The sequence below is a fragment of the Nocardia aurantia genome, from assembly GCF_009604425.1.
Taxonomy (GTDB): domain Bacteria; phylum Actinomycetota; class Actinomycetes; order Mycobacteriales; family Mycobacteriaceae; genus Nocardia; species Nocardia aurantia.
In genome coordinates, this window is record NZ_WEGI01000010.1 from 267,276 (window position 1) to 294,172 (window position 26,897).

Here is a 26,897-nt window from a genome sequence, read left to right on the forward strand (position 1 = left end):
AACGGAACCTATTCGGACACAAGATGTTTCGGTACGTCGCGGGTTCCTGCCCTTGTGAAAACAGGAATCGGGTTCTAGTTTTGTTGCATGAGCACCGAACTGCCGTTCCGCTACTTCGACTGCGACAACCACTATTACGAGGCGCTGGACGCGTTCACCCGTCATCTGGAGCCGGAATATCGCAAGCGCGCGATGCAGTGGGCGCAGGTCGACGGTAAGCAGCGGTTACTGGTCGGCGGCCGGATCAACAAGTTCATCCCGAATCCGACCTTCGATCCGGTCGCCGCGCCCGGCGTGCTCGACGAATACTTCCGCGGCCGCAATCCGCAGGGGGCGGATCCGAAGACGTTGTTCGGTGCGCTGGAGCCGATCCGCGCGGAGTACCGCGACCGGGACGCCCGGCTCGCGGTGATGGATCGGCAGGGGATGGCGGCCGCGATCTTCCTGCCCACCCTCGGCGTCGGGATGGAACAGGCCCTCGCCGGTGACCAGCCCGCCCTGCTGGCCGCGTTCCGCGCCTTCAACCGCTGGCTCGCCGAGGATTGGGGATTCGCCTACCGGGACCGGATCTTCGCCGCGCCGTATATCACCCTCGCCGATCCGGGCAACGCGGCGCGGGAGCTGACCTGGGCGCTGGAACAGGATGCCCGCTTCGTGGTGATGGTCAGCGGACCGGTCACCACCGCGGCGGGCTCGCGGGCGCCGGCGGACCCGATGTTCGACGAATTCTGGCGGCTGGCGAACGATTCCGGGATCACGGTGCTGTACCACGGCGGAGAGACGCTGTACACCAGATACCTTCGCGACTGGGGCGAGAGCGACTTCACGGAAGCGTTCCGCGCCAACGCCTTCCGCAGCCTGGTGTCGGCGAATCCGGTGCACGACACCCTCGCCAGCCACCTGTCGCTCGGCCTGTTCCACCGCTTCCCGAACCTGCGCATCGCGACCATCGAGACGGGCTCGGAATGGGTGTTCCACCTGTTCGACAAGCTCACCAAATCGTACGGCCAAGTGCCGCAACTGTATCCGGAGGATCCCCGGGAGACGTTCAAGCGGCACGTCTGGGTCTCGCCCTACTACGAGGAGGAACTCGGCGCGCTGCTGGAACTGCTGGGCGCCGACCACATCCTGATGGGCTCGGACTATCCGCATGTCGAGGGCCTGGCCGAACCGGCCACCTATCTGAAGGATCTGCGGAACTTCGACTACACCCAGGCGCAGTGCGAGGCCGTCATGAAGGACAACGGCTGGTTCCTCGCGACCCGGCGCCCTGCCTGAAACAGTCGCGGGTGCAACACATTCCGAGCAGAGGAGGCACTGTGGCAATGCCCACCGGCATACCGATCGTGGACACCATGATCGGCTTCCCGCACGAGGGATTCGGGCAGTACGACTTCATCCGCAAACAGACCCGCGACAGCGGATCCGACGCGATGGAGTTCCCCGTCGAGTACATGTTCAAGGAGGTGCCGAAGGATCTGCCCACCACCGACCCGGTGTCGGTGACCCTGCGCGAGATGGACCGGTACGGCATCGAGATCGGCGTGATCGGCTGCGGTGACGAACTGTCCCGCCTGGCGCTGAAACGGCACCCGGACCGGTTCGTGCCCACCGGCAGCATCGACGATCCCAACGACGTCTCCGGCAGCGTGCGTCGATTGCGCCGGGAATACGAGGAATTCGGTGTCCGGGCCGCGAGTGTCTTTCCCGCCGGGACCTTTCCGCAGGTGGCGATCGACGACCCGAAGATGTACCCGGTGTACCAGACGTGTGTGGACTTCGGCATCCCGATCTTCTGCACGGCCGGAATCCCCGGCCCCCGCCTGAAATACGCCGTGCAGGAGGTGTCGCGCATCGATCCGGTGATGTACGACTTCCCCGACTTGGTGTTCGTCACCCGCCACGGGTGCGAACCGTGGGAGGACCTGGCGGTGAAGTTGATGCTGAAATGGCCCAACCTGTACTACTCTACCTCCGCCTTCGCGCCGAAGTACTACCCCAAGGCCATCCTCGACTACGCCAACACCCGCGGCGCCGACAAGATCCTCTACGGCGGCTACTTCCCGATGGGCCTGTCGCTGGAGCGCATCTTCACCGACATGCCGCACGTACCCTTCCGCGACGACGTCTGGCCGAAGTTCCTGAGCGGCAACGCCCGCCGCTTGCTGAATCTGGACTGATCTTCCGTCACCGGCCGAATCTCCGTGCCCGGGTGGGTCACTCGGTGCCGGCGTCGCGTGCTGCACGGTGACGACCGGCGCGATCACCGGGCGGCCAACCGCTCGGCGGCATCCTCGATCCGGTGCTCGGACAACAGGACGGTGGCCGCGGCCGGGCCGAGCGGGACGAAACTGTCGGCGCTGGTGACGCGAGCGATCGGGCCGGTGAAGCCACCGTCGAGGAGTGCCGCGACCACCGATTCGGAAACCCCACCGCTGCGGCGGGTTTCGTCGGCGATCAGGACGCGGCCCGTGCTGTGGGCATGTTCCAGCAGGTCGTCGACGGGCAGCGGGGTCAGCCAGCGCAGATCCAGCACCCGGGCGTGTAGTCCCCGGCCGGCTAGCTTCGCGGCCGCCCGCAGACTCATCGGGACACCGTTGGCGAAGGTGACGATCGTGAGATCGGTTCCGTCGCCGTGGATTCGGGCGCGACCCAGCGGTGCGGGAGCGGTATCGGGGGACGCCAGCCAGGCATCGTCGCCGGGACGGTGCAGATCGCGGGTGTGGTACAGGGCGATCGGCTCCAGGAACAGGCACACCCGGCCGTCCACCCGCGCCGCGGACACGCAGGTCCGCAGCATCGCGGCGGCATCGTCGGCTCGGGCCGGGGAGGCGATCAGCAGCCCGGGGATGTCCCGCAGTGCCGCCACGGAATCGTCGTTGTGGAAGTGGCCCCCGAACCCGCGCTGATAGGCGTAGGCGGCGATGCGCACGACCATCGGGTTGCGGAAGCGGCCGTCGGAGAAAAACCGCAGAGTGGCTGCCTCGCCGCGGATCTGGTCCATCGCGTTGTGGACGTAGGCCAGATACTGGATCTCCGGGATCGGCACGAACCCGGCGAGGCCCGTCCCGAGCGCGACACCGAGCAGGCTCTGTTCGTCCAGCAGGGTGTCGAAAACCCTTCGCGCGCCGAAGGATTTCTGCAAACCCTTGGTCACCCCGTAGACACCCCCCTTGCGCCCGACATCCTCACCGAACACGAGGACGTCGTCGTCTCGGGCCAGCAGCTCACCGAGCGTGACATTGATCGCCTGGGCGAGCGTCGACCGCACCGGCCGGCCGCCGGCCCCGGCGCCCATCCCCGGGTTGTCGACGCGAGGTCGGGCAGTGCCGGAGGCGATTTCGGGGATGCTGCCGGGTAGTGGGCCCGGTCGCCGGGCGTCCGCGTCGACCAGTTCGGGGTGGCTCGGCGCCAGCGGGGCGACGACGGCCGCCGCCGAGGTCAGCTTCGGCTCCGTCGCGACCTGCCCGGCGGTCCGGTCCACCACGGCGGCGATCGCGTCGTAGCGGGCGAGAACTTCTGTGGCGGTGGCGATTCCGGCGGTGACCAGCATCCGGCCGGTTGCGGTCACCGGATCGTCGTCGAGGTCGTCGGCGATGTCGGAGGCGCGCCGGTATGCCGATTCGAGGTCCGATCCGGCGTGCCCGAGCAGGCGGACCGTGCGGAGCCGCAGGAAGACCGGGCGGCGGGTGGCGCGCACGCATTCCACCGCCTCGGTCGAAACTGCCAGGGCCTCCGGCAGATTCGAGCCGTCCGCGGTGAAATATCGCAACCCGGGCCGGTTTCCGTAGGCCTGCTCGATCCAGCCGGGTGGGGTGGGAACGCTGATGCCGAGACCGTTGTCCTCGCAGACGAACAGGATCGGCATCGGCAAGCGCTGATACGCGGTGTGCACGGCGGCGTTGATCGCGCCCGCGGCGGTGCTGTGGTTGGCGGACGCGTCGCCGAAGCTGCACAGCACCACGGCGTCGGTGGGCCACGGGGTGAAGCGGCCCAGCCGGGTCGCCCGGTCCAATGCGAAGGCCAGGCCGACCGCGCGGGGCAGGTGCGAGGCGATCGTGGAGGTCTGCGGGATGATCGCCGCGGCGGCGTTGCCGAACACCTTGTGCCGGCCGCCGGAGATCGGGTCCGTCGCGGCGGCGACCACGCCGCGTAGCACGTCGCGGATCGGGTCCTGGCCGGGTACGCGATCGCAGCGGTGCACGTAGAACGCGCCGGACCGGTAGTGCAGCAGCGCCGGATCGGTGACCCGGGTCGCGGCGGCGAGCGCGACGTTGCCCTCGTGGCCAGACGATCCGATGCTGTAGAAGCCACGGCCCGCGGCGGTCAGGCGGCGCGCGGCGAGATCCAGCTGCCGGCTGGTGACCTGGGCGTCGAACAGGGTGAGGTAGTCGGGACCGCCGGGCCGGTCGCCGGTCGGGCCGGGCACCGCGGCGGTGACCGCGGCCCGGAAGCGATGATCGAGGGCGGTGTCCGGACCCGACGTCATCCCGGCTGCCCGGGTCGGCCGGAAGTGGTGTTCATTCCGCTCGCAGCACCAGGCCGGTGCCGTTGCCGGGATTGCGGAGGGTGAGGGTGTTGCCGTCGACGGTGGCGGTGGTGTGGCCGTCCAGCGCCTGCAAGACCTGGCCCTCCAGTTGCATCACGTCGTCGGCGCAGGCCATCCGGGTGGTGGCGAGGTGGAAGGTGACGTCCGAGCCGCCGTTGTCGGGCAAATCCGCGGTGCCGGTCAGGCGGTTGCAGCCGGCGGAACCGGTGACCGCGCCGTCGGCGGCGATGGTGAGTGTCGGCCGGACCTGATCGAGCGTCGCGGTGCGCACCAGGCCCTGCGGCTGGATCAGGGTGGTGACGACCCAGGCGGTGCCGGTGAGCGAGCGGTCGGGTTCGACGATTTTCTTGTCCTTCAGCGTGACGATGCTGTTGTTGCCGGTCAGGGTGAGGGTGTTGCGATCCAGCTTCCACGTCGGGGAGGACCGCAGCAACCCGGTCTGCCAGTCGTCGGCGCCGGACTTGCCGGAGGTGCAGCCGAGCAGGGTGGTGGCCAGATCCGTCACCACGAGCGTGTCCTCGTCGAACCGGGCCGCACCGGTGCTGGTGTTGCATCCGGCGTCGGCGGTCACCCGGCCGTCGGCGAAGGCCAGGGTCAGCGGCCCGCCGCCGGGGATCGGGGTCCCGCTGATCCCGGTGGAGACGAACGAGCGGCCCATGGGGTCGCCGGTGGTCGCGTGGTGCGAGGAACAGGCGGCCAGCGCCGCGACGGCCAGCAGGGGGAGCACACGCAGCACGGGAGCCGACATGGGCCGATCCTAACGATCACCGGGAGGGCGGCCGGACCGCCGCGCCGCCGCCCCGGCCACGGCTGATTCGGAACGCCGCCGGGGGCCGTTTAGACTGTCGGGCATGCGCATGTTCCTGGACATCCTGCTGGTGATCACCAGTGTGCTGCTGGTGCTGCTGGTGCTGTTGCACCGGGCGAAGGGCGGCGGTCTGTCCAGCCTCTTCGGCGGTGGCGTGCAGGCCAGCCTCTCCGGCTCGACCGTGGTGGAGAAGAACCTCGACCGCATCACCGTGTTCGTGGGCCTGATCTGGGTCATCTCGATCCTCGGCATCGGTTTCCAGATCAAGTTCTCCTGAGCCGCGGCGACTACGCTCGACCGCGTGTGGGGCCGGCCTGAACCCGGCCCCACACGCGTGTCACCGGATCACGGCGCCGGCACGACGCTCAGCCGCGGCGGGCCCCATTCGGCGATCCGCACGGGCAGCCGATCACCGACATTCGGCGGCACGACCCACGAATCCTGGTGCAGCAGACCGTGGATTCCGGGAGCGACCTCGACGAACGCGCCGAACGGAACCACCGACACCACGGTCGCGTCGACCAGAGCGCCGACCCCGTGCTGATCCTGGAACTCCTGCCAACGGGCAGGCGACATCTCATGAGAGGACATTGATTTCACCTCCTTCGCAATCCCTGGAAACATCTGCAACGCAGAGGGAATGCGTGGAGGGCGGGCCTCGCGCCCGCGCCGCGCTCAACGCGCGGCCGGGGAACCTGTCTGTGTACGGCGGTTAGCCGACCCGGCAGTCATGCGGCTACTATAGCTTCCGCTGCGCCCGGGGGGCTCGTTGTTTGCCTGCTTGGTGGTGACAGGCTGTGTTTTTGGCCTCCGCTTCGCTCCGGCGGGTTCGCGGCCCCTGAGTCTCGATCCTTCCCTCCTCCGGCTCCTCCGCTTCGCTCCCCCGCCTCCGTCGGTCCAGGATCGAGACGGGCCGCGAACAACGGGGTCGGGCCTGCTTATTGGTGACCGCAGTCCCTCTGGGAGTCACCGTGCGTGGGGTTCGGCCTCGTGGATGGTGCCGTTTAGGTCTGTGAATCCGTAGTCGCGTGCCAGTTCGGCTGTCCGCCAGGAGTTTCCGGCGCGGGTGTGGCGGTCCGGGGCCGTAGCCAGTGCCACCACCGCACGGCCTGCGAAGCGGGGTGACTGGGCGTCGGCCAGGTCGAAGGTGCCCTCGCCGGGGAGGGTGATGTGCCGGTGTCCGGTCGCGTCGGCCGGAATCAGTTGTAGCAGTTCGGTATCCACGATTCCGGGCCACAGTGAGACGGCGGTGGCGCGGGTGTCGCGCAGATCGTGTGCCAGGTCGGCGGTGAGCCGGTCGACGGCCGTCTTCGCGACCCCGTAGACCGCGTTGTGGGTGTAGCGCGCCGCGCCGGGGGAGGAGACGTTCACGATCAGGCCGCCGGATTCGATCAGCAGCGGTGCCGCGAAATGCGCTGCCACATAATGGGATCGGACGCCGATGTCGAAGCTCTCGTCCCACGCCTTCGGTGGCACCTCCCAGAACGGCCTGCCGAGCCAGCGGGCGGAGGCGGGGGAGTTGTAGACGTTGTTGACCAGGACGTCCAGCCGGCCGTGTTCCGCGCCGATCGCGGCGAACAGCCCGGCGACCGCCTCGTCGTCGCGGTGATCACAGACGAACGGCACTCCGATGCCGCCGAGTTCGTCCACCGCCGCGGCGGTGTCGAGGACCGTGCCGGGCAACCGGCCGGCGGTGGCGGTGCGGCCGGTGACGTAGACGGTCGCGCCCGCCGCCCCCAATTCCAGTGCGATGCCCTTGCCGATGCCGCGGCTGGCTCCCGTGACGACCGCGACCCGGCCGGAAAGTGTTCCGTTCACGACTCCGGGACATTACCGTGAAATAAGAACACGTTCTAGTCATTGGAGGCGCGGTGACCCCGACGCATCGGTTCGTCGACACCAACGGAATTCGGCTGCATATCGCCGAGTGGGGGAGCGGATACCCGGTGATCTTCTGTCACGGGTTCCCGCACGGCTGGTTCATCTGGCACCGGCAGTTGGCGACGATCGGGGCTGCCGGATACCACGCCATCGCGCCGGACCTGCGCGGCTACGGCCGCACGGAGGCGCCGGACGGGGTGGACGCGCACACCAACGTCGCCGTGATCGGGGATCTCCTCGGGTTGCTCGATGCCCTCGGCGCCGACCGCGCGGTGTTCGTCGGCCTGGACTTCGGCGCGCAACTGGTGTGGGAACTGGCGTTGCGGGCCCCGGATCGTGTGGCCGGGGTGATCGTTGCGAACAACCCGTACTCGCCGCGCGCCCCGAAGCCGCCGTCGAGCTACTGGACCAAGGCCGCCGAACGGCACTTCCTGCACCTGTCGTACTTTCAGGAGCCTGGGGTGGCCGATGCCGAACTGGCCGCGCGCCCACGGGAATTCCTCGCCAACGTGTACTACGCGCTGAGCGCCGACTATCACTATCTGGACACCTGGCAGAACCCGCCCGGCCTCGGCTACCTGGACGTGCTCCCGAAGGCGCCCGCGCTACCGTGGAACTGGCTGACCGTCTCCGAATTCGACTATCTCGCCACCGAATTCGAGCGCACCGGCTTCACCGGCGGCCTCGCCTGGTACCGGGCGCTGGACCGCAACTGGGAACTGTCCGCCGACCTGCCTGCCACCGTGACCGTGCCCGTCCACTTCCTCTACGGCGAGAACGACCCGGACATGGCGGGTTTCAGCGGCCGCGACCCGCTCGCCGTCATGCGGGCGCACCTCGCCGACCTGCGCGCTGTCGAAAAGGTGACCGGCGCAGGGCATCTCGTCCAACTGGAACGCACCGGTGCGGTCAACGACTTCCTGCTCGCCGCAGTGGCGGACCTGGTCGGCCCGCCCGTCGCCGCGCCGAGCGCCTGAGCCGACCAGCCACCGCCGCAACGATTTTCGCACGTGTTCGGAGACGGTGGCCGCCGACGATGCAGACCGGCCGCCCACCCGCCGGGTGGGCGGCCGTAGCCGGGCGGCCGTAGCCGGGCGGCCGTAGCCGGGCGGCCGTAGCCGGGCGGCCCGCCGTCAGCGGGGCAGCTGAGCCGCCGCGGCCTCGTCGAGCAGCCAGGTGGTGGTTTCGCTGCCCGCGGCACCCGCGGCCGGGATGTCGATCGGCGCGGCTCCGGCCAGCGCGCCGGCGACCGCCTCGGCCTTGGCCGCGCCACCCACCACGAGCACCACGTGGCGGGTGCGGCGGATCGCGGGCAGGGTCAAGGTGACCCGGACCGGCGGCGGTTTCGGCGAATTCGTCACCGCCACAACCAGTTCGTGGTCCTCGCGGGTCGCGTCGGTATCGGGGAACAGCGAGTTCACGTGGCCCTCGCCGCCCATGCCGAGCAGGTGCAGATCGAAGGCGCCGTGCTCGGCGAGGTGCGCGTGCACCAGCGCCGAGTACTCGGCGGCGGCCTCGATCGGATCGGGATATTCGCCGTCGGAGGTCGCGACCGGATGCACCCGGGACGGGTCCACCGGCACATGGTCCAGCAGCGCCTGCCGGGCCTGCAAGTCGTTGCGCTCGGCGTCGCCTGCGGGAACGAACCGTTCGTCGCCCCAGAACACGTCCAGCCGGGACCAGTCGATCTCGCCGGGTGATTTGCGCACCACCTCGAGCAGGCCGATGCCGGTGCCGCCGCCGGTGAGCACCACCGAGGCGGAGCCTCGGGCCCGCTGCGCCGCGGTGACCACCGCGACGAGGCGGGCCGCCGCGGCCGCCACCAGATCGTCTGTGCCGGAATGGATCTCGACGATCCGCTCAGTCATAGATCACCTTTTCGATGCCGGCCAGGGCCTCGGCGTACACCTCGTCGGCATCGAGCCGGCGCAGTTCCTCGGCCAGGCAGTCCTTGGTCTCGCGGCGGGCCAGGGCGAACCGTGCGTTGGGCTCGCCGGTGCGTTCCAGCGTCGCGGTGCGGCCGGTCTGCGGCCGGGAGATCGCGATCGAGACCGACGCGCGGTGCAATTCCACCTTCAGGTCGCCGGTCTTGCGGTATACGGGGCATTCCAGCCGGGCGGCGAGCCAACCGGCCAGCACGTCCAGGGCCGGTTCCTCGTAGAGGCCGGACACCGTCACCGACTCCACCGGGTCGTACGGCGGATCGTCCAGCGCCGCGGCCAGCAGAGCCCGCCAGTAGGTGATCCGGCTCCACGCCAGATCCGTGTCACCGGGCGCGTAGGAGGCCAGCCGCTTCTTGATGGTCGCTTGCGGATCGGTGGCGAAGGTCGCGTCGGTGATGCGCCGGGTGGCGAGTTTGCCCACCGCGTCCTCGGCCGGATACTTCGGCGCGCCGCGCGGCCACCAGGCCACCACCGGCACATCGGGCAGCAGGAACGGGATCACCACGCTGTTCTCGTGGTTGATCAGCTCGCCCTGCAACCGCAGCACGATCACCTCGGCCGCGCCGGCGTCGCCGCCGACCCGGATCTGGGCGTCGAGTTTGGTGTCGGCGAACCGGTCGCCGCGGGCCAGCACGATCACCCGTGAGGGATGTTCGCGGCTGGAGTCGTTGGCCGCCTCGATGGCGTCCTCGGCCTCGGAACTGTCCAGCGTGCACACCACGAGCGTCAGCACCCGGCCCTGGGTGACGACGCCGTTGGCGTCGCGCAGGCTGACCAGGCGTTTGGCGACCGCCTGGGTGGTGGTGTCGGGCATGTCGACTATCACGGCCGCCGCCATTCGCGCCCGGTGCGGGCGAGCATCTCGTCTGCGGATTTCGGGCCCCAGGTGCCCGACTCGTACGGGTCGGGCTTGCCGCCGGCGGCCCAGTGCTCGATCACGGGATCGAGTATCCGCCAGGACAATTCGACCTCCTCGTTGACCGGGAACAGCGACGGCACCCCGAGCAGCACGTCCAGGATCAGCCGTTCGTAGGCCTCCGGCGAGGATTCGGTGAACGAGGCGCCGTAGCTGAAGTCCATGTTCACGTCGCGGACCTCCATGCTGGAGCCCGGCACCTTGGAGCCGAACCGCAGCGTGATGCCCTCGTCCGGCTGCACCCGGATGACCAGGGCGTTCTGCCCCAGCTCCTCGGTCATGACCTGATCGAACGGCAGATGCGGCGCGCGCTTGAACATGATCGCGATCTCGGTGACGCGGCGGCCCAGGCGCTTACCCGTGCGCAGATAGAACGGCACCCCGGCCCAGCGCCGGGTGTCGACGTTGAGCGTGATCGCGGCGTAGGTCTCGGTGCGCGACTGCGGGTCGAAACCCTCCTCGTCGAGCAGCCCGACCACGTGCTCGCTGCCCTGCCAGCCCTCGGTGTACTGCCCGCGCGCGGTGGTCTCGTCCAGCGGCTCGACCAGTTTCAGCGCCGAGAACACCTTGATCTTCTCGATCTGCAACTGCTTGGGCTGGAAGCTGACCGGATCCTCCATCGTGGTCAGCGCCAGCAGTTGCAACAGGTGGTTCTGGATCACGTCGCGCGCGGCGCCGATGCCGTCGTAATAGCCTGCGCGGCCGCCCAATCCGATGTCCTCGGCCATCGTGATCTGGACGTGGTCGACGTAGTTGGAGTTCCAGATCGGCTGGAACAGCTCGTTGGCGAAGCGCAGCGCCAGCAGGTTCTGCACCGTCTCCTTGCCCAGATAGTGATCGATGCGGAAGACCGTCTCCTCCGGGAAGGTCCGGTTCACCAGAGCGTTGAGTTCCTTCGCACTCTTCAGGTCGTGGCCGAACGGCTTCTCGATCACCACCCGGCGCCACGGCTTCGCGTGCCCCGGTTCGGGTTCCGTGGCCGCCGCCAGTCCGGTGCGCGAAAGCTGTTGCAGCACAACCGGGAACGCGTTCGGCGGAATGGACAGGTAGAAGGCGTGATTGCCGCCGGTGCCCCGATCGTGGTCCAGCTGCTTCAACGTCGACGCCAGCTGGGAGAACGCCGCGTCGTCCTCGAAGGTGCCCTGGACGAACCGGATGCCCTCCGACAGCTGGTCCCACACCTCCTGCCGGAACTCGGTGCGCGCGTGCGCCTTCACGGATTCCAGCACGATCTGCGCGAAATCCTCGTGGCTGTACTCGCGCCGGGCGAATCCGACCAGCGCGAAGGCCGGGGGCAGCAGCCCCCGGTTCACGAGGTCGTAGATGGCCGGCATCAGCTTCTTGCGCGACAGGTCACCGGTGACCCCGAAGATCACCACACTGCACGGCCCCGCGATCCGGGGAAGCCGCTGATCGCGCTCTTCGCGCAGCGGATTCACCGGAACGGCCGTCGACTGCTCGCCGGCCATCGGGCTATTTGCTCCCCGCGCTGGTGTCGGAGAGGGCGGTCGTGGTCGCCTCCAGCAACTCGTCCCAGGATTTCACGAACTTGTCGACACCCTCGCGCTCGAGCACCACGAAGACATCGGTGATGTCGACCCCGACGGCGGCGAGCCGGTCGAACACCCGCTGCGACTCCTCGGCGGTGCCGCTGACCGCGTCACCGTGCACGACGCCGTGGTCGGCGACCGCCTCGAGGGTCTTCTCCGGCATGGTGTTCACCGTGTTCGGCGCGGCCAGCTCGGTGACGTACAGGGTGTCCGAGTAGTCCGGGTTCTTCACGCCGGTGGACGCCCACAGCGGCCGCTGCCGGTTGGCGCCGCCGTTGGCGTGCAGGTACTGGAAGGTCGAGATGTGCTTGCCGTCGACGAACACGTCCCGGTACGCCTCGTAGGCGAGCCGCGCGTTGGCCACACCGGCCTGGCCGCGCAGCTCCAGCGCCTCCGGGGTGCCGATCTTCTCCAGCCGGGCATCGATCTCGGTGTCCACCCGGGACACGAAGAACGAGGCGACCGAGTGGATCTTGCCGATGTCGTGGCCGCCGAGCGACGCGTTGCGGACGCCGTCGAGGTAGGCGCCCATCACCGACAGGTACCGCTCGACGGAGAAGATCAGCGTGACGTTGACGCTGATGCCCTCGGTGAGCACCCGGGTGATGGCCGGCAGGCCCGCCTCGGTGGCCGGGATCTTGATGAACAGATTGGGCCGGTCGACGATCTTCCACAGCTCGATCGCCTGGGCCACCGTCTTGTCGGTGTCGAACGCCAGGCGCGGGTCGACCTCGATCGAGACCCGGCCGTCGACGCCGTTGGTGGCGTCGAACACGTCCGCGAACACATCGCAGGCGGCGCGCACGTCGTCGGTGGTGATGGTGCGGATCGCCGCGTCGGCGTCGGCGCCCTGCGCGGTGAGATCCTTCAGCTGGCCGTCGTACGCGTGGCCCTTGCTCAGCGCGCCCTGGAAGATCGTCGGGTTGGTGGTGACGCCGACGACGCTGCGGGTGGCGATCAGATCGGCGAGGTTTCCGGACTGGATCCGGTCGCGGGACAGGTCGTCCAGCCACACGGACACCCCGGCCGCGGAGAGCGCGGCGAGGTTCTCGTTCTGAGCCATGATCGGTTATCCCTTCACGTTGTCGAGTGAGCGCTGCGCGGCGTCCACGACATGTTCCGTCGTGAAGCCGAACTCCCGGAACAGGACCTGGTAGGGAGCCGAGGCGCCGAAATGCTCGATCGACACGATCTCGCCGGCGTCTCCGGCGAAACGGTGCCACGGCATCGCGATACCCGCCTCGACCACGACACGCGCCCGGACCGACGGCGGCAACACCTTCTCGCGGTAGGCGCGGTCCTGGGTGTCGAACCACTCCACACACGGCATGGATACCACGCGGGCGCCGATGCCCTGCTCCTCCAGCTTAGTCCGCGCCTCCATGGCGATCTGCAACTCGGAACCGGTCGCGATCAGGATGATCTGCGGTGTGGCGGTGGACGACTCGGCCATGACATACCCGCCGCGGCGGACACCCTCGAAGCTGGTGCCCTCGAAGATCGGCAGATCCTGACGGGTCAGCGCCAGCGCGGACGGGCCGTCGATGTGCGGCATCTCGGATACCGAATACGGCGAATGATGGTCGCCGCTCTCGATTTCCAGGATCGTGCGCCACGCGTACGCCGCCTCGTTGGCGTCGCCGGGCCGGACCACGTTCAGGCCGGGGATGGCCCGCAGCGCGGCCAGATGCTCGATCGGCTGATGGGTGGGGCCGTCCTCGCCGAGGCCGATCGAGTCGTGGGTCCACACGTAGACCGCCGGGATGCGCATCAGCGCGGCCAGCCGGACCGCCGGGCGCATGTAGTCGGAGAACACCAGGAACGTGCCGCCGTACGGGCGGGTCGGACCGTGCAACGCGATGCCGTTGAGGATCGAGCCCATCGCGTGCTCGCGCACACCGAAATGCAGTGTGCGGCCGTAGGGTTCGGCCTTCCAGGTGCTGGTGGAGATGGACTCCGGGCCGAAACTGGGCACGCCCGGCATCGTGGTGTTGTTGGATTCCGCGAGATCGGCCGAGCCGCCCCACAATTCGGGCAGCACCGGCGCCAGCGCGGCCAGCACCTTGCCGGACGCCTTACGGGTCGAGGTGCCCTTCGGATCCGGCTCCCAGGACGGCAGCGCCCCGGTCCAGCCCTCGGGCAGCCGGCGCGCGGTCAGCCGGTCGAACAGTTCCTTGTTCTCCGGATTGGCCTGGGCCCAGGCGTCGAACTGCTCCTGCCAGGCGTCGCGGCCGGCCTTCGCGCGAGCCGCGGCGGTGCCCCGGGTGTGTTCGATGACGGCCGGATCGACCTCGAAGGTCCGCTCCGGATCGAACCCCAGCACCTTCTTGACGGCCGCCACCTCGTCGGCGCCGAGCGCCGCGCCGTGGGCCATGCCGGTGTTCATCTTGTTCGGCGACGGATAGCCGATGATGGTGCGCAGCAGGATGAACGACGGCTTGTCGGCGACGGCCTTGGCGGCCTCGATCGCGGCCTCGATACCGGCCACGTTCTCGCCGCCCTCGACCACCTGGACGTGCCAGCCGTAGGCGCGGTACCGCTCGGCGGTGTCCTCGCTGAGCGCGATGCGGGTGTCGTCCTCGATGGAGATCCGGTTGTCGTCGTAGACCACGACGAGATTGCCCAGCTGCTGGGTGCCGGCCAGCGACGACGCCTCGGAGGTGACACCCTCCTCGATGTCGCCGTCGGAGGCGATCACATAGATGAAGTGGTCGAACGGGCTACGGCCCGCCGGGGTCGCGGGATCGAACAGGCCGCGCTCGCGGCGGGCGGCCATGGCCATACCGACGGCGGAGGCCAGACCCTGGCCCAGCGGGCCGGTGGTGATCTCGACGCCCTTGGTGTGACGATGCTCGGGGTGGCCCGGGGTCAGCGAACCCCACTGCCGCAGATTCTGCAGATCTTCCAGCTCCAGGCCGAAACCGGCCAGGTACAGCTGGATGTACTGGGTGAGGCTGGAGTGGCCGCAGGACAGCACGAACCGATCGCGGCCGGTCCAGTCCGGATCGCTCGGGTCGATGTTCATCACCCGCTGGTACAGCGTGTACGCGAGCGGCGCGAGGCTCATCGCGGTGCCCGGATGACCGTTGCCGGCCTTCTGCACCGAGTCGGCGGCGAGCACCCGCACCGTGTTGACTGCTCTGGTGTCCAGATCGCTCCAGTCGACCGGATGGTGCGGCTGGGTGAGGGCTCGGATGTCGTCTGTGACTGACACGACCGGGGTTCTCCTGACCTTATTCGACAACGTCTATGCGGTTGGGGGTGCACCTACCACCCTAGAGCGCCCCCGGTCGGCGGGATAACCGAACCCGCCCATGCGAACCGCCCGTGTCGTCCGCAATGTCGCCGTTACGTGCCCGCCGATTCGGGAGCGCGGAACGCGTGGGTCTACCATCCCTTGTAGTAGTAGCCGCGCCGGACGCGTGCGCGCTGCTCGTTCCTATACCGGATCGAGGCACCACCTGCGAGGAGAAACAGTGCGGATTGGGCAACAGCCGGGTGGTGCACATGGCTCCTCCGCTCCCGTGCTGAGCGACCGTGTCACCGGCTCCGGCCCGATCGCGACGCTGACCCGCCGGGTGCTCGCGTACATCGCGCTCACCAAGCCGCGCGTCATCGAGTTGCTGCTGGTCGCCACGATCCCGACGATGTTGCTCGCGCACCGCGGGCACGTCGACATCCGGCTGATCCTGGCCACGCTGTTCGGCGGCTGGATGGGCGCCGCCAGCGCCAACACGCTCAACTGCGTCGCCGACGCCGATATCGACAAGGTGATGAAGCGCACGTCGCGGCGGCCGCTGGCCCGCGCGGCGGTGCCGACCTCGCACGCCTTCGTGTTCGGCGTGACGCTCGGGCTCGGCTCGTTCGCGTGGCTGTGGTGGCAGGCCAATCTGCTGTCCGGTGCGCTCGTGGTCGCGACCATCCTGTTCTACGTCTTCGTGTACACCCTCGGCCTGAAGCGCCGCACCTCGCAGAACGTGGTGTGGGGCGGCGCGGCGGGCTGTATGCCGGTCCTGGTCGGCTGGGCCGCGGTGACGGGCACGATCGGGTGGCCCGCGCTCGCGCTGTTCCTGGTGATCTTCTTCTGGACGCCGCCCCACACCTGGGCGCTGGCCATGCGCTACAAGGAGGACTACCGGGCGGCCGGTGTGCCGATGCTGCCGGTGGTCGCCACCGAGCAGGTCGTGACCAAGCAGATCGTCATCTACACCTGGCTCACCGTCGCGGCCACGCTGGCGCTGATCCCGGCCACCGGTGTGATCTACACGGCCGTGGCGATCGTGGCGGGCGCGTGGTTCCTGCTGATGGCCCATCAGCTGTATTCCGGTGTCCGCCGGGGCGAATCGGTCAAACCGCTGCGACTGTTCCTGCAGTCCAACAACTATCTCGCCGTCGTCTTCTGCGGTCTGGCGGTCGATTCCGTGCTGGGCTGGCACCCGCTGTTCTAGATTCCCCGTGGGTTTCGCCGATAACGAATCGGCGAACCGTCGGCACGGTGACGGCGGCTCCCGGTCCGCGCCGGTAAAACTGCGCTGCACGACCCGGACATACCGACCGTATGCCCGGATCGATGCCAGCGGTCGGCACCCGACCGGCTGCCGTTCGAGTGCTCACGACAACAACCGGTAGCGGCTGTTCGGGCACGCCGTCGAATCACTCCGCAGCATCGGGCTTTTCGCGTGCGGAGGTGGCGGCACGCGACATCCGCGCAACAGTGTGAGGAGTCGTCGATGGTTCTTCGTGGTGTTCGATCGAGCAGCGCTGTGCTCCTGGCCGCCGCGGCGGCAGTGATCGCATTCGGCGTTCCGGCCTGGGCGGAAGAGAGCGGCGCGGACTCCGCCGAGGGGCTTCCGCCGGGATTTCCCTGCGGTCACACCACCGTGTCACCGCTCTCCACGTCGCTGTGGTTCCCGCTCGACGGCAGGGCGCCGCGGTACGCCGAGGGCACGCAGGCCTCCGGTACCGGATATCTCGACATGTACGCTCCGCCGGGCGGCCGGACGAACTACTTCCATCCCGGCATCAACACCCGGCTGTCGGACCTCGCCGCCGGCCCGCAGAATCTCGGATTCATGCATCAGGGCCAGTACGTCAGCTTCCAGTTGCGGCTTCGCCTGGCGGATCGCACGGACACCGATCGCAGCGGTTTCACCACCCTCGTCTGGTGGCCACCGGCGAACGGTGATGTGGGCGCGGCGAATTGGGCGACCAGCGACGATCTGGTCGGAGGCCGCTGGTGGTCGACGCAGCCGATCCAGGGGCTCGCCGGCGGGCAGTCGGCCACCGCGACGCTGCCCGAGATCGCACAGAACAATCCCCATGCGATCGTCACCGAGTACGGGGTGTTCAACGACAGCGGCACGGGGGCCGCGGATCGGGTCGTCTACGGGTGCAGGACATGGGATTTCGAGCCCCTTGCGAACGGGTCCGCGTAATCGGTTCGGCGCGAACCGGTTTCCCGCCTCGGCGGACGACTCCGGTGGCCGTGATGCCACGGGAAGCTCCCCGGGCAGGGTCGACAGTTCGATTGCCGGTGAACAGGCGCGGTCGGCGCTGGCGGAAGGGACGGGCATCCCGCTCGGATGACGGGTTCCAGGGGAGCTGCCCCGACGACCGGGCCGTGGTGGGCACGGATCCGTGATTGCCGGAAGGACGGGCCGCAGCGAGAGCGGGCGGGTTCGGTAACCGGCTCGGCGCGAACCGGTTACCGGCTGAGGCGGACGACCTTGGCGGCGATGCCCCGGAGAACACCCCCGGGGCATCAACCGGTTCAGCAGTTCGGTTGCAAGGGGAAACAGGCGCGTCCGGGGGCGGCCGAGGGGACGGTCAGCTCGGTCGGGGTCGCCGGCGGCGGGGGAGCGCCGGTGGGGCGGCCCGTGGTGAGAGCGGGACCGTGATTGCCGGCGGGACCGGTGTTGCCGTCGGTGGACTTGTGGCCGCCGCCACCGCACATCGCGACGAGCCCGAGAACGACCACCAGCAGCACCAGCAGGACCAAGGGAGCGACGCTGCCCAACCGGCGGCGCGGGCGGGCGGCCGGGCGCGGCTCGAACGGAATCGAGTAGCGCTGCGGGTCCTGCCCGGCGTGCGGTGTGTTCGGATCTTGCGGTGACGCCGCGAAATCCGTTGCGGGCTGGCCGTATTGGGGCGTGTGCGCGGTCTGCGCCGGACCGCCCGGCACGGGGATCGGCGCCCCGGCGGGCCCGGAACCGTGGGGCGGGGTGGGGTATGGGCCGGCGCCGGTCGGCGGTAGCGGAGCGGCATGTGACACGCCTGCGGTGCCCTGCGGTGGCGTCCCGGGCGGCTGTGGGCTCCCGGGGCCGGTCGGTTGCGGCGGCACGCCACCGGCGCCGACCGGTTGCGACGCGGGACCAGCCGGTCCGATCGGCTGTTGCGGAGAGCCGACATATCCGAATTGCTGTGGTTGGCCGCCCGGGCTGTGCGGCTGCGACGGTTGTCCGCCAGGCCCGAGCGGTTGCCCGCTGGAACCCAATGGTTGGCCGCCGGAGCCCAATGGCTGGCCTCCCGCACCGAGCGGTTGGTCGCCAGGGCTGAGTGGTTGCCCGCCGGGTCCGAGTGGTTGGCTGCCTGGGCTGAGCGGTTGGCCCCCGGGACCCAATGGTTGTCCTCCGGGACCCACTTGTCGGCCGCCGGGGCCGAGCGGTTGACCGCCTGGCCCCACTTGTTGGCCGCCGGCACCGAGCGGTTGGCCGCTAGGGCTGAGTGGCTGCCCTCCGGGGCCGAGCGGTTGCCCACCGGGACCTACCGGTTGTCCTCCGGGTCCGAGTGGTGGGCCCCCGGGGCCGAGCGGTTGTCCGCCGGGACCCAGGGGTTGCGCGCCGGAACCCACTTGTTGGCCGCCGGGGCCGAGCGGTGGACCCCCTGGCCCCATTGGTTGGCCGCTGGCACCGAGTGGTTGCCCGCCGGGTCCGAGTGGTTGCCCGCCGGGACCGGGTGGTTGTCCTCCCAGACCGAGCGGTTGCCCGGCGGCGCTGATCGGCTGACCGTCGGGGCCGAGGGGTGGTGCTCCGGCGGGATTCGCGGACTGGGGTAGGGGGCCGGTGGCCTGGAACGGCTGGCCGGCGGGGTAGCCGGGTGGCGTGGGCGGGGGTCCGGCGGCCGGGGCGGGGTGGCCGGCCCAGGCGGGCTGGCTGGCCCAGGCGGGCTGGGGGGCAGGGGCGAATGCCGGTGTGCCGGTGCCGGATTGTGGTAGTGGCGGGGTGCGGTCGGCGGCGGGGGCCGGGAACCCCTCCTCGGTGAGTTCGGCGAAGGTGGCCGCGGCGGCGAAGCCGAGGACACCGAGCGCCTGGCCCACCTGCGCGGCGTCCCACGAGCCGGGATTGTCGGCGGAAGCCCGCATGATGTACGAGCGCAGCGAGGACGGACCGTCACCGCGCACCACGTCGATACCGTCGGGCAGGTCGCCCCGGTCGAGGGTGATCCGGCTACCGAACTGGGGGACCACCAGCACGACGCCGCTGATGTTCGACTGCTCGCGTCCCGGGGCGGACCGCAGCAGCCGGGCGATCTCGCCGGTGCGGGTGATGATCTCCTCGATCGGCTCGTTGCCGTTCTCTACGCCCTCCAGGGGCGCGATCCGGCCCTCCAGGGTCCACGGCTGGTCGGCGCCGCAGCGCAACGTGCCGGTGGCCCGCTCGGTGAACGACTTGATCGCCACCACCACGCAGGCCTCCGGCGTGAACACGATGAGATCGGTGCCGCGCGCCTTGAACACCGCGATGCCGGCCAGGGCGCGGGCGTCGCGCCAGGTCTGTAGCCAGGCGACCACCGTGCGCTCGGTGCTGGACAGCCGTGCCGGGTCGTCGTTGCGAACCTTCACCAACATGCTGATCAACCCCTGACCGGATGCGTCTCCGCCGGTTACCTGCGCCGGCACCGTCGACAACCGTACGCCGAAAACGACCGAGCGGGCGAATCGGCTTGTGCGGCAGCAAGATCATCCGGCATTCCGGGCAACCGTGGAGCATCCGGGGCGGACATTCACGGTGATATGCGGCGCCGCAACGCATCCGGTGCGTGCGGCGCCGCCGACCAATGGCTCAATCGGCCGGACGGTGATGTGCGGCAGTCGATGTCACGGCCGCGTCGGTCCGCCACGCGATGTGGCCGTCGGGCCGCACCAGGATCCGGGTGCCGTCGGCGGCGGCATAGGCGGCGAACGCGTGATCGTCCACCGCAACCAGGTGGCCATCGGGATTCGGGTCCGCGGCGGACATGATCGAGAACGCCCGGACGTCGGCGTCGGCCGGGGTTCCGGCCGGCGCGCCGAAGCCCAACAGGGTGGCGTGCGGTCCCCTGAACAGGTCGAACAGACGCAACTCCGACCCGTCGGCGCCGCGCAACGGCGCGTCCGGGGCGCGGTCGCCCGCGACCGATCGGCCGCCGGCGTCCGGGGCCCGGTAGGTGATGTCGAGCTGATGCGTCTCGGTGCCGCGGCGCATCGCGTCTTCGTCTCCGGCGACGGCCTTTTCGAGCAGGCCGGTGGCGATCCCCAATACCCGGACGGCGACCGTGCGCCGCTCCGGCTCGTAGCTGTCCAGGGCGGCCGGATCGCCACCGAGGGCGGCGGCCAGCTTCCACCCCAGGTTGTACGCGTCCTGGACGCCGGTGTTCATCCCCTGCCCGCCGGTGGGCGGATGGACGTGCGCGGCATCGCCGGCGAGGAACACCCGGCCCACCCGGAAGCGCTGGGCCAGGCGGATGTTCGGCCGCCAGATCGTCGACCACACCGGTTCGCCGAGTACGATGTCGTCGCGGTGCGAGAGCCGATTCAGGAACTGCTGCAACGCTTCCCGGGTCGGTTCGATCGAATCGGCCAGTGGGGCGGAGAATTGGAACAACGTCCCGCCCGGCAGCGGGCTCAGGCCGATGCCCGCCATCATCGCGTCCGGCTCGGCGAACCAGTAGCCGTAGTCGTGATCCAGCCCGTCGGCGGTGACATCGCCGAGCAGGATGCGCAGTGATTCGTCGGTCTCGCCCTCGAACGGGACCCCGAGCGTCTTGCGGACGGTGCTGCCGCCGCCGTCGGCGCCGACGAGATAGTCGGCGCGTACCGTGGCCGGCCCGTCGGGGCCGCGCAGGGTGACCGTCACCCCGTCCGCGTCCTGGGTGAAATCGGTGACGGCGGTGGACAATTCGACCACGACGCCGAATTCGCCGAGCCGGTCGCGCAGGATCCGCTCGGTCTCGGACTGGCCGAGCACCCACGGATTCGGGTACGGCACAGCGGGAGTGGGCTCGCGCAGATCGCTCATCCGCCGCTCTCCGGCGAACTGCCCGCCCAGATAGGCCCGCATCAGCGGCTGGTTCGAACCGGCGGCGAGCACCGCGTCGAGTACCCCCAGATCGTCGAACACCTCGAGCGTGCGGGGCTGGATCCCGTCACCGCGGGAGCCCTGGAAGTGCGTGTCGTCGCGCTCCACGATGCGGACCGCGACGCCGCGGCGGGCCAGGTCGATGGCGAGCGCGACACCGGTGGGACCGCCGCCGGCGATGAGGACCGGGAGTGACATGGTCGTGCCTCCAACTATGAATCAATATTCAGTGAATATTGATTCAGTATGTGGATTGCTACTCTGCGCTGTCAAGGAGGTGGTGATGACCGACGCGGATGCGGGAGCGGGTGGTGACCGGCGCGGGCGCCGCAAGGAGCGGTCGGCCGAGACCGAGCAGGCGCTGAAGGACGCGGCGCGGGAGGTGTTCGCCGAACGCGGCTACCTGAACACCAAGATCACCGACATCACCGCCGCCGCGGGCCGGGCCGCCGGGTCGTTCTACAACCACTTCGCGAGCAAGGAGGATCTCCTGCGCGCGCTGCTGCAGGACCTCGCCGCCGAGGGAGACGAGAACGCCGCACGGCCGGAACACCGGGAGGATTTCACCGATCCCGAGGCGATCCGTTTCCACGTCGAGGGGTACTGGCGGTTCGCCCGCCGCAACTGGGCGGTACTGCGCGCGATGAGTCAGGCCGCGCTGGTCAACGACGAGTTCGCGGCGATCATGCGGGCGTTCGCCGTCGAGCAGCGCGACGAGATCATCGGCCACATGGCCTACATACCCGCGGCGGGACTACGGCTGCCGGGCTCCCCCGAGGCCGGGCTGACCATGATGTTCGCCGCGGTCGACGGCCTGCTCCAGTCGATGCGTGAGGGCGTGCTGGAGATCACCGACGAACAGGCGGTCGAGGATCTGACCCGGTTCATCTACCGCGGCCTCACCGGTCGCGATTACTGAAACACTCAGGGCAGCAACACGATCGAGCCCGTGGTCTTGCGGGCCTCCAGATCGCGGTGCGCCTGTGCGGCTTCCGCCAGCGGATATTCGGCGCCGACCCGGATCCGCAGCCCGCCCGTCGCCAGCGCGTCGAAGATATCGCCTGCGCGCCAAAGCAATTCGTCGCGGGTGCGGGTGTAGTGGACCAGCGTCGGGCGGGTCAGGAACAGCGAGCCGCCGCGATTTAGCCGCTGCGGATCGACCGGCGGCACCGGACCGCTGGCCGCGCCGAACAGCGCGAGCATCCCGCGGACGCGCAGCGAATCGAGACTGGCGTCGAAGGTGGACGCGCCCACGCCGTCGTAGACGGCGGCCACACCCTCGCCCCCGGTCAGCGCACGGACCCGCGCGGCCAGATCGTCGCCGTACCGCAGCACCTCGGCCGCCCCCGCGTGCCGCGACAGCGTCTCCTTCTCGTCGGTGGAGACGGTGGTGATCACCCGGATCCCGCGGGTGGCGAGCAACTGGGTGAGGATCAGCCCGACGCCGCCGGCCCCCGCGTGCACCAGCACGGTCTCGCCCGGCTGCGGCCGGTAGATCGTCTCGCACAGATAATGCGCCGTCATCCCCTGCAGCAGCGCGGAGGCCGCGACCGGCGCCTCGACGCCGGCGGGAACCGGGATCGCCACCTCGGCGGCCACCACGACCCGTTCCGCGTAACTCCCGGGCGCCGACGCCCACGCCACCCGGTCGCCGACCGCGAAACCGCTCACGCCGGACCCGACCTCGGCCACCACGCCGGTGCCCTCGGCGCCGGGAACGTAGGGCACCTCCTGCGGATAGATCCCGGCGCGGATATAGGTGTCGATGAAGTTGACACCCGCCGCCTCGAGGTCGACCAGCAACTGCCCCGGGCCGGGCCGCGGATCGGGCAACTCGACATAGTCGAGAACCTCGGGACCGCCCTGCTCGGATACCTGGATGGCGCGCATGGGTCCTATTTCTACACCGGCGCACTCCGGCCGCCGCGGCGCCCGCGCGGTGGGGCCGCCGATTACCCGTTGGTAAACTTCGGCCCATGACTGCTACCGAGGCTCCCGCGAAGCCGTCGTCCGCCACCGTCGCCGCGGTGCGCAAGTTCGTTGCCGAGCACGGCGGTTCGGCCACGGCCGTCCTGCAGCCGACCGGGCGGATCGGCGTCCGGATCACCCTGGTCGGCGCGGACGGCATCCTCGGAGACCAGTTCGCCGCCGATCTCGCCGAGGCGAAGGCGATCGTGGCGGCGGTGCCGGATGTCACGGAGACCGAGGAGTGGGGCCGCGAGCTGAGCGCGAAGGCCACCCCGGGCCGCGGGCACTGGGCCCGGATGGCCGGCTGGGTCGCCCGGCAGAGCCGATTCCCCAAGGCGCGCAACGAGCGTTGATCTGCCCGCGGCCCGCCGGCCGACCATAATGGGCCGTCATGGCGGACAAGCAAGCGAGCCGCACCGCGATACTGGTGTGCCAGGGGCGTGCGGTGGCCGACGGCCGATTGGCGACGGGCCGGTTCAGTGATCCGGTGGCGCAACGATTCCTGCACGACGACGAGCGGGCGGCGGTCGAGCGGGCGCGGGCCGGCACGGTCCCGCAGGGCATGCGTCCCCGCATGGAATACGAGATGCTCAACGCCACCGCGGCGGTCCTGGCCACCCGCACGGTGCTGATCGACGAGGCCGTCGCGGACCGGCCCACCACACAACTGGTGATCCTCGGCGCGGGCCTCGACGGACGAGCCTGGCGGCTACCCGGCCTGGGCGATGTCGTCGTCTACGAGGTGGATCAGCCCGCCTCGCAACAGGACAAGCGCGAGCGGGCCGGCGATCTCACCCCCGTCGCGAAGGAATTGCGCTGGGTGCCGGTCGAATTCGGCCGCGACGAACTCGGCCCGGCGCTCGTGGCCGCCGGCTACGACGCCGCACTGCCCAGCACCTGGATCTGGGAGGGAGTGCTGCCGTATCTCACTGCGGCACAAGTGGATTCGACCCTGGCAGCGGTGGGTGCGTGCTCCGCGCCGGGCAGTCGGCTGATCGCGACCTACCCGCTGCCCTCGCGTCTGGCCGCGATCGGCCGGCTCGGTATGCGCTTCTACAGTGTGATGTCCGGCGACCGCGATCCCCTGGCGAACGAACCGCACATCTCGACCTGGACCACCCGCGAGATGGCCGCGATCCTCGCCGGGCACGGCTGGACCGTCACCGCCGATCACGCCCTGTACGAGACCTCGCAGAGCCTCGGCATCGCCGCGCCGCGAACCAGGTTCGTCGGCGACAGCCGCGCGGTGATCGCCGAGCGCCGGGCCTGAACCCAGCGATCCCGGCACGCCATCGGCCGCACCCACGGTGCCGGGACGGTCGGCGCGGCGACCTCACCACGGCCTTGCCCACGGGTGCGGTGCCGAAATGGTCGCTCCGGCCGCGACGACCACGACCGGCCGAGCGGGCCGTGCAGTCCTCGGCCCGCATCATCCCGACGGTGAACGGTTCGGTCTGTCGTGGCAACCGCTGCACGTGGGTACGCCGGACTGATCACGCGGGTGGTCGGGCGGAGTAGCTGGGGCCGCAACTGTCCGTATGGCCGGCCCGGGTACGGCTCCGACCCGATTACGCGCAGCAGCCTCCACCGCAACACCCGCCACCGCCGGTGGGGGCCGGTGCGGGGGAGGGAGCGCCGGACCCGGTCAGGGCGAAGGTGGTCAGCAGTTTCACCGTGTCGGTGTGCCCGTCCGGGCAGGATGCCGGCGCGCCGGCCTCGCTCATCGGCCGCCGCAGTTCGAAGGTGTCGGTGCACTCGCGGCAGCGGTACGCATAGGTCGGCATGACAGGATTATCGCCGGAATCCGTCCTGTCGCGAAACCGTGGATCGGGCCGTACGCTGCGCCGATTCGGCGCCCCGGCCGCCGGCGCCGACGGACCGGCAGGTATGATCAACTGGTTGTCCAGTGAATCACGCTGTGCCGCATCGCAATCCGCCCGGCGGTAGCGCGCGGCCGGTCCCGATGAAGGAAATGCGCTCGTATGTCCCTGTCCGTCCTCCCGCCCGGCGGTCTGTTCCGGTGATCGAGCTGGAGGACGTGGCCGTCGACTACGACGGCCACAGCGTGCTGAGTCGCGTCGACCTGCGGCTGACGGAGCGGCGCATCGGCGTCATCGGACAGAACGGCTCGGGGAAGAGCACCCTGGCCCGGCTGCTGAACGGACTGGTGCTGCCCGATACCGGCAGGGTCCGCGTGGACGGACTGGACACCCGGACCGCCGGTCGCCGGGTGCGGGCCAAGGTCGGCTTCGTCTTCCAGAATCCGGACAATCAGATCGTCTTCCCGATCGTCGCCGAGGACATGGCGTTCGGCCTGAAGAATCTCGGGCTGCCCCGGAAGGAAATCCCGGCACGGGTACGCGCCGCGCTGGACGAATACGGCATCGCCGGCCTGGCCGAGCGGCAGAGCCATTCGCTCAGCGGTGGCGAGAAACAATTGGTCGCGCTGGCGTCGGTGCTGGTGATGCGGCCGGAACTGGTCGTGTTCGACGAACCCACCACCATGCTGGACCTGCGCAACCGCAACCGCCTGCGCACGGTCATCGACACCATGCCGCAGGCCGCGATCGTCGTCACCCACGACCTCGATCTACTGGGCGGCTACGACCGGGTGCTGGTCGTGCACGAGGGCACGATCGCGTGCGACAGCTCGCCGGCCGACGCGATCCGCTGGTATCGGGAGCACTGTTCGTGAACGACGGCCTGTACGTATCCGGGACGACGATCCCGCATCGACTGCCGGCCGGGCCGAAGTTCGCGGCGCTGTTCGTCGCGGGCATCGGATTGTTCCTGGTCGATTCCCTGCCGGTGGCGGCCGCGGCGGCCGTGGTCGCGGCGCTGATCCTGCTGTCGTGCCGGATGCCGTGGCGGACGTTGCGCGCCCGGCTCACCCCGCTGGTGTGGATGCTGGGCTGCTTCTTCGCACTCACTGCCGTGTTGCAGGATCTGCACACCGCGCTGCTGACGTTGTCGCGGCTGCTCGCCGTCCTGCTGCTCGCCCTGGCGGTCACCCTGACCACCCCGCCGATCCAGGTGCTGGACCTGTTCGAGCGCCTCGCGGGTCTGCTCCGGTACGTCGGGGTGCGCAATACCGAGCGGATCGGCCTGAGCATCGCCCTGGTACTGCGTTTCGTGCCGGAGGTGCACCGGCACTTCCTCGACATCCGCGAGGCGCAGCGGGCCCGTGGCCTGCACGCCAACCCGGTCGCCCTGCTGGTGCCGCTGCTCGTCCGCACCCTGAAATCCGCCGACGACGTGGCCGCGGCCGTCGACGCGCGCTGTTATCCGCCCGAGCCCGCCGCAGCGGACCGTACCGAGGAGAAATATTCGTGAACCGACCGGCCGATCGCGTCGCCACCCGCGATGTCGTCCTCGTCGCGCTGTTCGCGGCGATCATCGTCGCGCTGGGCCTGATCCCGCCGATCAGCGTCGGCTTCATCGCCGTACCGATCACGATGCAGACGCTCGGCGTCATGCTGGCCGGCGCGATCCTGGGCTCGGTGCGCGGCATGCTGGCCTGCGCCCTGGTCGCGCTGCTCACCGCGGCGGGCCTGCCGGTGTTGTCCGGCGGCCGCGGCGGACTCGGCGTCTTCGCCGGGCCCACGGCTGGCTACCTGGTCGGCTGGCTGCCCGGCGCGCTCGTGACCGGCGCCATCGCCCAGCTGTGGGCCTGGCGGCTGACCACCCGCTGGCTGCGCGTCGTGGTGTTGTTCGTCGCGGCGGTCGTCGGCGGCATCGCCGTGGTGTACGCCGTCGGCATCCCGTGGCTGTCAGCCAACACCGGCATCTCCCTGCACAAGGCGTTCTCGTCCGGCATGGTGTTCGTCCCCGGCGACCTGATCAAGGCCGGCATCGTCGCCCTGGTCGCCGACGGCGTCCTGCGTTCGTACAGCGTCCTGCCCGCCCGGAGAAAAGCTGTGCGTCCCGAGCCCTCGGCGCGCTGAATC

At 69.8% G+C, this 26,897-nt stretch carries 25 protein-coding genes; 12 read left to right on the forward strand and 13 right to left on the reverse strand.

The features are described 5' to 3' along the window. Window positions 1–87: 87 nt before the first annotated feature. Together NRB56_RS23425 and NRB56_RS23430 are read left to right on the forward strand one after the other, a co-directional pair. Complete coding sequence (locus tag NRB56_RS23425) at window positions 88–1,278, forward strand: amidohydrolase family protein (RefSeq protein ID WP_153345641.1); 1,191 nt, start codon at window positions 88–90, stop codon at window positions 1,276–1,278. 41 nt (window positions 1,279–1,319) lie between these two features. Then, window positions 1,320–2,180: an amidohydrolase family protein gene (locus NRB56_RS23430; RefSeq protein ID WP_319943418.1), complete on the forward strand. Its 861-nt coding sequence runs from the start codon at window positions 1,320–1,322 to the stop codon at window positions 2,178–2,180. Window positions 2,181–2,263: 83 nt separating this feature from the next. Here the strand turns inward: NRB56_RS23430 and NRB56_RS23435 are convergent, their stop codons facing one another. Beyond that, window positions 2,264–4,489: a transketolase C-terminal domain-containing protein gene (locus NRB56_RS23435; RefSeq protein WP_153345643.1), complete on the reverse strand. Its 2,226-nt coding sequence runs from the start codon at window positions 4,487–4,489 to the stop codon at window positions 2,264–2,266. A gap of 31 nt (window positions 4,490–4,520) precedes the next feature. Then, complete coding sequence (locus NRB56_RS23440) at window positions 4,521–5,297, reverse strand: META domain-containing protein (protein WP_153345645.1); 777 nt, start codon at window positions 5,295–5,297, stop codon at window positions 4,521–4,523. A 103-nt stretch (window positions 5,298–5,400) separates the two neighbouring features. On the opposite strand from NRB56_RS23440, the gene secG reads away from it, so the two are divergent. Continuing rightward, window positions 5,401–5,634, forward strand: a complete 234-nt coding sequence (secG, locus tag NRB56_RS23445) for a preprotein translocase subunit SecG (RefSeq protein WP_153345647.1) — start codon at window positions 5,401–5,403, stop codon at window positions 5,632–5,634. 68 nt (window positions 5,635–5,702) lie between these two features. Here the strand turns inward: secG and NRB56_RS23450 are convergent, their stop codons facing one another. Beyond that, entirely contained in the window at window positions 5,703–5,948 is a 246-nt protein-coding gene (locus tag NRB56_RS23450; RefSeq protein WP_227838232.1) for a S1 RNA-binding domain-containing protein, read from the reverse strand. 375 nt (window positions 5,949–6,323) lie between these two features. Beyond that, entirely contained in the window at window positions 6,324–7,175 is an 852-nt protein-coding gene (locus NRB56_RS23455; RefSeq protein WP_319943419.1) for an SDR family NAD(P)-dependent oxidoreductase, read from the reverse strand. A 53-nt stretch (window positions 7,176–7,228) separates the two neighbouring features. Between NRB56_RS23455 and NRB56_RS23460 the strand changes: the two genes are divergently transcribed. Next, window positions 7,229–8,215: an alpha/beta fold hydrolase gene (locus NRB56_RS23460; protein ID WP_319943420.1), complete on the forward strand. Its 987-nt coding sequence runs from the start codon at window positions 7,229–7,231 to the stop codon at window positions 8,213–8,215. Window positions 8,216–8,371: 156 nt separating this feature from the next. Here NRB56_RS23460 and pgl read toward each other — a convergent pair whose 3' ends face one another. The 5 genes from pgl to tkt are packed head-to-tail and all read right to left on the reverse strand — an operon-like array spanning window position 8,372 to window position 14,861. Then, complete coding sequence (gene pgl, locus NRB56_RS23465; protein WP_153345649.1) at window positions 8,372–9,106, reverse strand: 6-phosphogluconolactonase; 735 nt, start codon at window positions 9,104–9,106, stop codon at window positions 8,372–8,374. Next, complete coding sequence (gene opcA, locus NRB56_RS23470) at window positions 9,099–10,007, reverse strand: glucose-6-phosphate dehydrogenase assembly protein OpcA (RefSeq protein WP_319943421.1); 909 nt, start codon at window positions 10,005–10,007, stop codon at window positions 9,099–9,101. Before opcA ends, pgl begins: the two co-directional genes overlap by 8 nt. Further along, a complete protein-coding gene (gene zwf / locus NRB56_RS23475; protein WP_153345653.1) occupies window positions 10,004–11,566 on the reverse strand; it encodes a glucose-6-phosphate dehydrogenase in 1,563 nt (520 codons plus the stop codon). The genes opcA and zwf overlap by 4 nt, the downstream gene beginning before the upstream one ends. A gap of 4 nt (window positions 11,567–11,570) precedes the next feature. Beyond that, window positions 11,571–12,710, reverse strand: a complete 1,140-nt coding sequence (gene tal, locus NRB56_RS23480) for a transaldolase (RefSeq protein ID WP_153345655.1) — start codon at window positions 12,708–12,710, stop codon at window positions 11,571–11,573. Window positions 12,711–12,716: 6 nt separating this feature from the next. Next, window positions 12,717–14,861, reverse strand: coding sequence for a transketolase (gene tkt / locus NRB56_RS23485; RefSeq protein ID WP_319943422.1), 2,145 nt, complete (start codon window positions 14,859–14,861; stop codon window positions 12,717–12,719). Between the two features lie 262 nt (window positions 14,862–15,123). Between tkt and NRB56_RS23490 the strand changes: the two genes are divergently transcribed. After that, window positions 15,124–16,095 carry a heme o synthase gene (locus tag NRB56_RS23490; protein WP_319943423.1) on the forward strand — a complete coding sequence of 324 codons (972 nt, stop codon included), beginning with the start codon at window positions 15,124–15,126 and terminating at the stop codon, window positions 16,093–16,095. A gap of 282 nt (window positions 16,096–16,377) precedes the next feature. Further along, the gene (locus tag NRB56_RS23495; protein ID WP_153345659.1) at window positions 16,378–17,082 is read left to right on the forward strand and encodes a hypothetical protein; all 705 of its coding nucleotides are present in this window, start codon (window positions 16,378–16,380) and stop codon (window positions 17,080–17,082) included. Window positions 17,083–17,417: 335 nt separating this feature from the next. Here NRB56_RS23495 and NRB56_RS39820 read toward each other — a convergent pair whose 3' ends face one another. Together NRB56_RS39820 and NRB56_RS23505 are read right to left on the reverse strand one after the other, a co-directional pair. Continuing rightward, window positions 17,418–19,493, reverse strand: a complete 2,076-nt coding sequence (locus NRB56_RS39820) for a hypothetical protein (RefSeq protein ID WP_153345661.1) — start codon at window positions 19,491–19,493, stop codon at window positions 17,418–17,420. Window positions 19,494–19,707: 214 nt separating this feature from the next. After that, entirely contained in the window at window positions 19,708–21,180 is a 1,473-nt protein-coding gene (locus NRB56_RS23505) for an FAD-dependent monooxygenase (RefSeq protein WP_153345663.1), read from the reverse strand. 85 nt (window positions 21,181–21,265) lie between these two features. Here NRB56_RS23505 and NRB56_RS23510 point away from each other — a divergent pair, with 85 nt between their 5' ends. After that, window positions 21,266–21,901 carry a TetR/AcrR family transcriptional regulator gene (locus tag NRB56_RS23510; RefSeq protein WP_153345665.1) on the forward strand — a complete coding sequence of 212 codons (636 nt, stop codon included), beginning with the start codon at window positions 21,266–21,268 and terminating at the stop codon, window positions 21,899–21,901. Between the two features lie 5 nt (window positions 21,902–21,906). Here the strand turns inward: NRB56_RS23510 and NRB56_RS23515 are convergent, their stop codons facing one another. Next, a complete protein-coding gene (locus NRB56_RS23515) occupies window positions 21,907–22,872 on the reverse strand; it encodes a quinone oxidoreductase family protein (protein ID WP_153345667.1) in 966 nt (321 codons plus the stop codon). Window positions 22,873–22,958: 86 nt separating this feature from the next. Here NRB56_RS23515 and NRB56_RS23520 point away from each other — a divergent pair, with 86 nt between their 5' ends. Both NRB56_RS23520 and NRB56_RS23525 read left to right on the forward strand, forming a co-directional pair. Further along, window positions 22,959–23,303 carry a hypothetical protein gene (locus NRB56_RS23520; protein WP_153345669.1) on the forward strand — a complete coding sequence of 115 codons (345 nt, stop codon included), beginning with the start codon at window positions 22,959–22,961 and terminating at the stop codon, window positions 23,301–23,303. A 38-nt stretch (window positions 23,304–23,341) separates the two neighbouring features. Beyond that, a complete protein-coding gene (locus tag NRB56_RS23525) occupies window positions 23,342–24,220 on the forward strand; it encodes a class I SAM-dependent methyltransferase (RefSeq protein ID WP_153345671.1) in 879 nt (292 codons plus the stop codon). A gap of 298 nt (window positions 24,221–24,518) precedes the next feature. Here NRB56_RS23525 and NRB56_RS23530 read toward each other — a convergent pair whose 3' ends face one another. Continuing rightward, entirely contained in the window at window positions 24,519–24,734 is a 216-nt protein-coding gene (locus tag NRB56_RS23530) for an FmdB family zinc ribbon protein (RefSeq protein WP_153345673.1), read from the reverse strand. A gap of 236 nt (window positions 24,735–24,970) precedes the next feature. On the opposite strand from NRB56_RS23530, the gene NRB56_RS23535 reads away from it, so the two are divergent. The 3 genes from NRB56_RS23535 to NRB56_RS23545 are packed head-to-tail and all read left to right on the forward strand — an operon-like array spanning window position 24,971 to window position 26,894. After that, complete coding sequence (locus NRB56_RS23535) at window positions 24,971–25,645, forward strand: energy-coupling factor ABC transporter ATP-binding protein (RefSeq protein WP_319943424.1); 675 nt, start codon at window positions 24,971–24,973, stop codon at window positions 25,643–25,645. Beyond that, a complete protein-coding gene (locus tag NRB56_RS23540; protein WP_319943425.1) occupies window positions 25,642–26,283 on the forward strand; it encodes an energy-coupling factor transporter transmembrane component T family protein in 642 nt (213 codons plus the stop codon). Before NRB56_RS23535 ends, NRB56_RS23540 begins: the two co-directional genes overlap by 4 nt. Continuing rightward, entirely contained in the window at window positions 26,280–26,894 is a 615-nt protein-coding gene (locus NRB56_RS23545) for a biotin transporter BioY (RefSeq protein ID WP_319943426.1), read from the forward strand. Before NRB56_RS23540 ends, NRB56_RS23545 begins: the two co-directional genes overlap by 4 nt. The last annotated feature ends 3 nt before the right edge of the window (window positions 26,895–26,897 follow it).

Coding starts and splice junctions, on each gene's coding strand:
- tal (WP_153345655.1), bottom strand. CDS start 12,710: ATGGCTCAGAACGAGAACCTCGCCGCGCTCTCCGCGGCCGGGGTGTCC.
- NRB56_RS23530 (WP_153345673.1), bottom strand. CDS start 24,734: ATGCCGACCTATGCGTACCGCTGCCGCGAGTGCACCGACACCTTCGAA.
- zwf (WP_153345653.1), bottom strand. CDS start 11,566: ATGGCCGGCGAGCAGTCGACGGCCGTTCCGGTGAATCCGCTGCGCGAA.
- NRB56_RS23515 (WP_153345667.1), bottom strand. CDS start 22,872: ATGCGCGCCATCCAGGTATCCGAGCAGGGCGGTCCCGAGGTTCTCGAC.
- pgl (WP_153345649.1), bottom strand. CDS start 9,106: ATGACTGAGCGGATCGTCGAGATCCATTCCGGCACAGACGATCTGGTG.
- NRB56_RS23510 (WP_153345665.1), top strand. CDS start 21,266: ATGACCGACGCGGATGCGGGAGCGGGTGGTGACCGGCGCGGGCGCCGC.
- NRB56_RS23505 (WP_153345663.1), bottom strand. CDS start 21,180: ATGTCACTCCCGGTCCTCATCGCCGGCGGCGGTCCCACCGGTGTCGCG.
- NRB56_RS23425 (WP_153345641.1), top strand. CDS start 88: ATGAGCACCGAACTGCCGTTCCGCTACTTCGACTGCGACAACCACTAT.
- secG (WP_153345647.1), top strand. CDS start 5,401: ATGCGCATGTTCCTGGACATCCTGCTGGTGATCACCAGTGTGCTGCTG.
- NRB56_RS23440 (WP_153345645.1), bottom strand. CDS start 5,297: ATGTCGGCTCCCGTGCTGCGTGTGCTCCCCCTGCTGGCCGTCGCGGCG.
- NRB56_RS23520 (WP_153345669.1), top strand. CDS start 22,959: ATGACTGCTACCGAGGCTCCCGCGAAGCCGTCGTCCGCCACCGTCGCC.
- NRB56_RS23435 (WP_153345643.1), bottom strand. CDS start 4,489: ATGACGTCGGGTCCGGACACCGCCCTCGATCATCGCTTCCGGGCCGCG.
- NRB56_RS23450 (WP_227838232.1), bottom strand. CDS start 5,948: ATGTCCTCTCATGAGATGTCGCCTGCCCGTTGGCAGGAGTTCCAGGAT.
- NRB56_RS23525 (WP_153345671.1), top strand. CDS start 23,342: ATGGCGGACAAGCAAGCGAGCCGCACCGCGATACTGGTGTGCCAGGGG.
- NRB56_RS39820 (WP_153345661.1), bottom strand. CDS start 19,493: ATGTTGGTGAAGGTTCGCAACGACGACCCGGCACGGCTGTCCAGCACC.
- NRB56_RS23495 (WP_153345659.1), top strand. CDS start 16,378: ATGGTTCTTCGTGGTGTTCGATCGAGCAGCGCTGTGCTCCTGGCCGCC.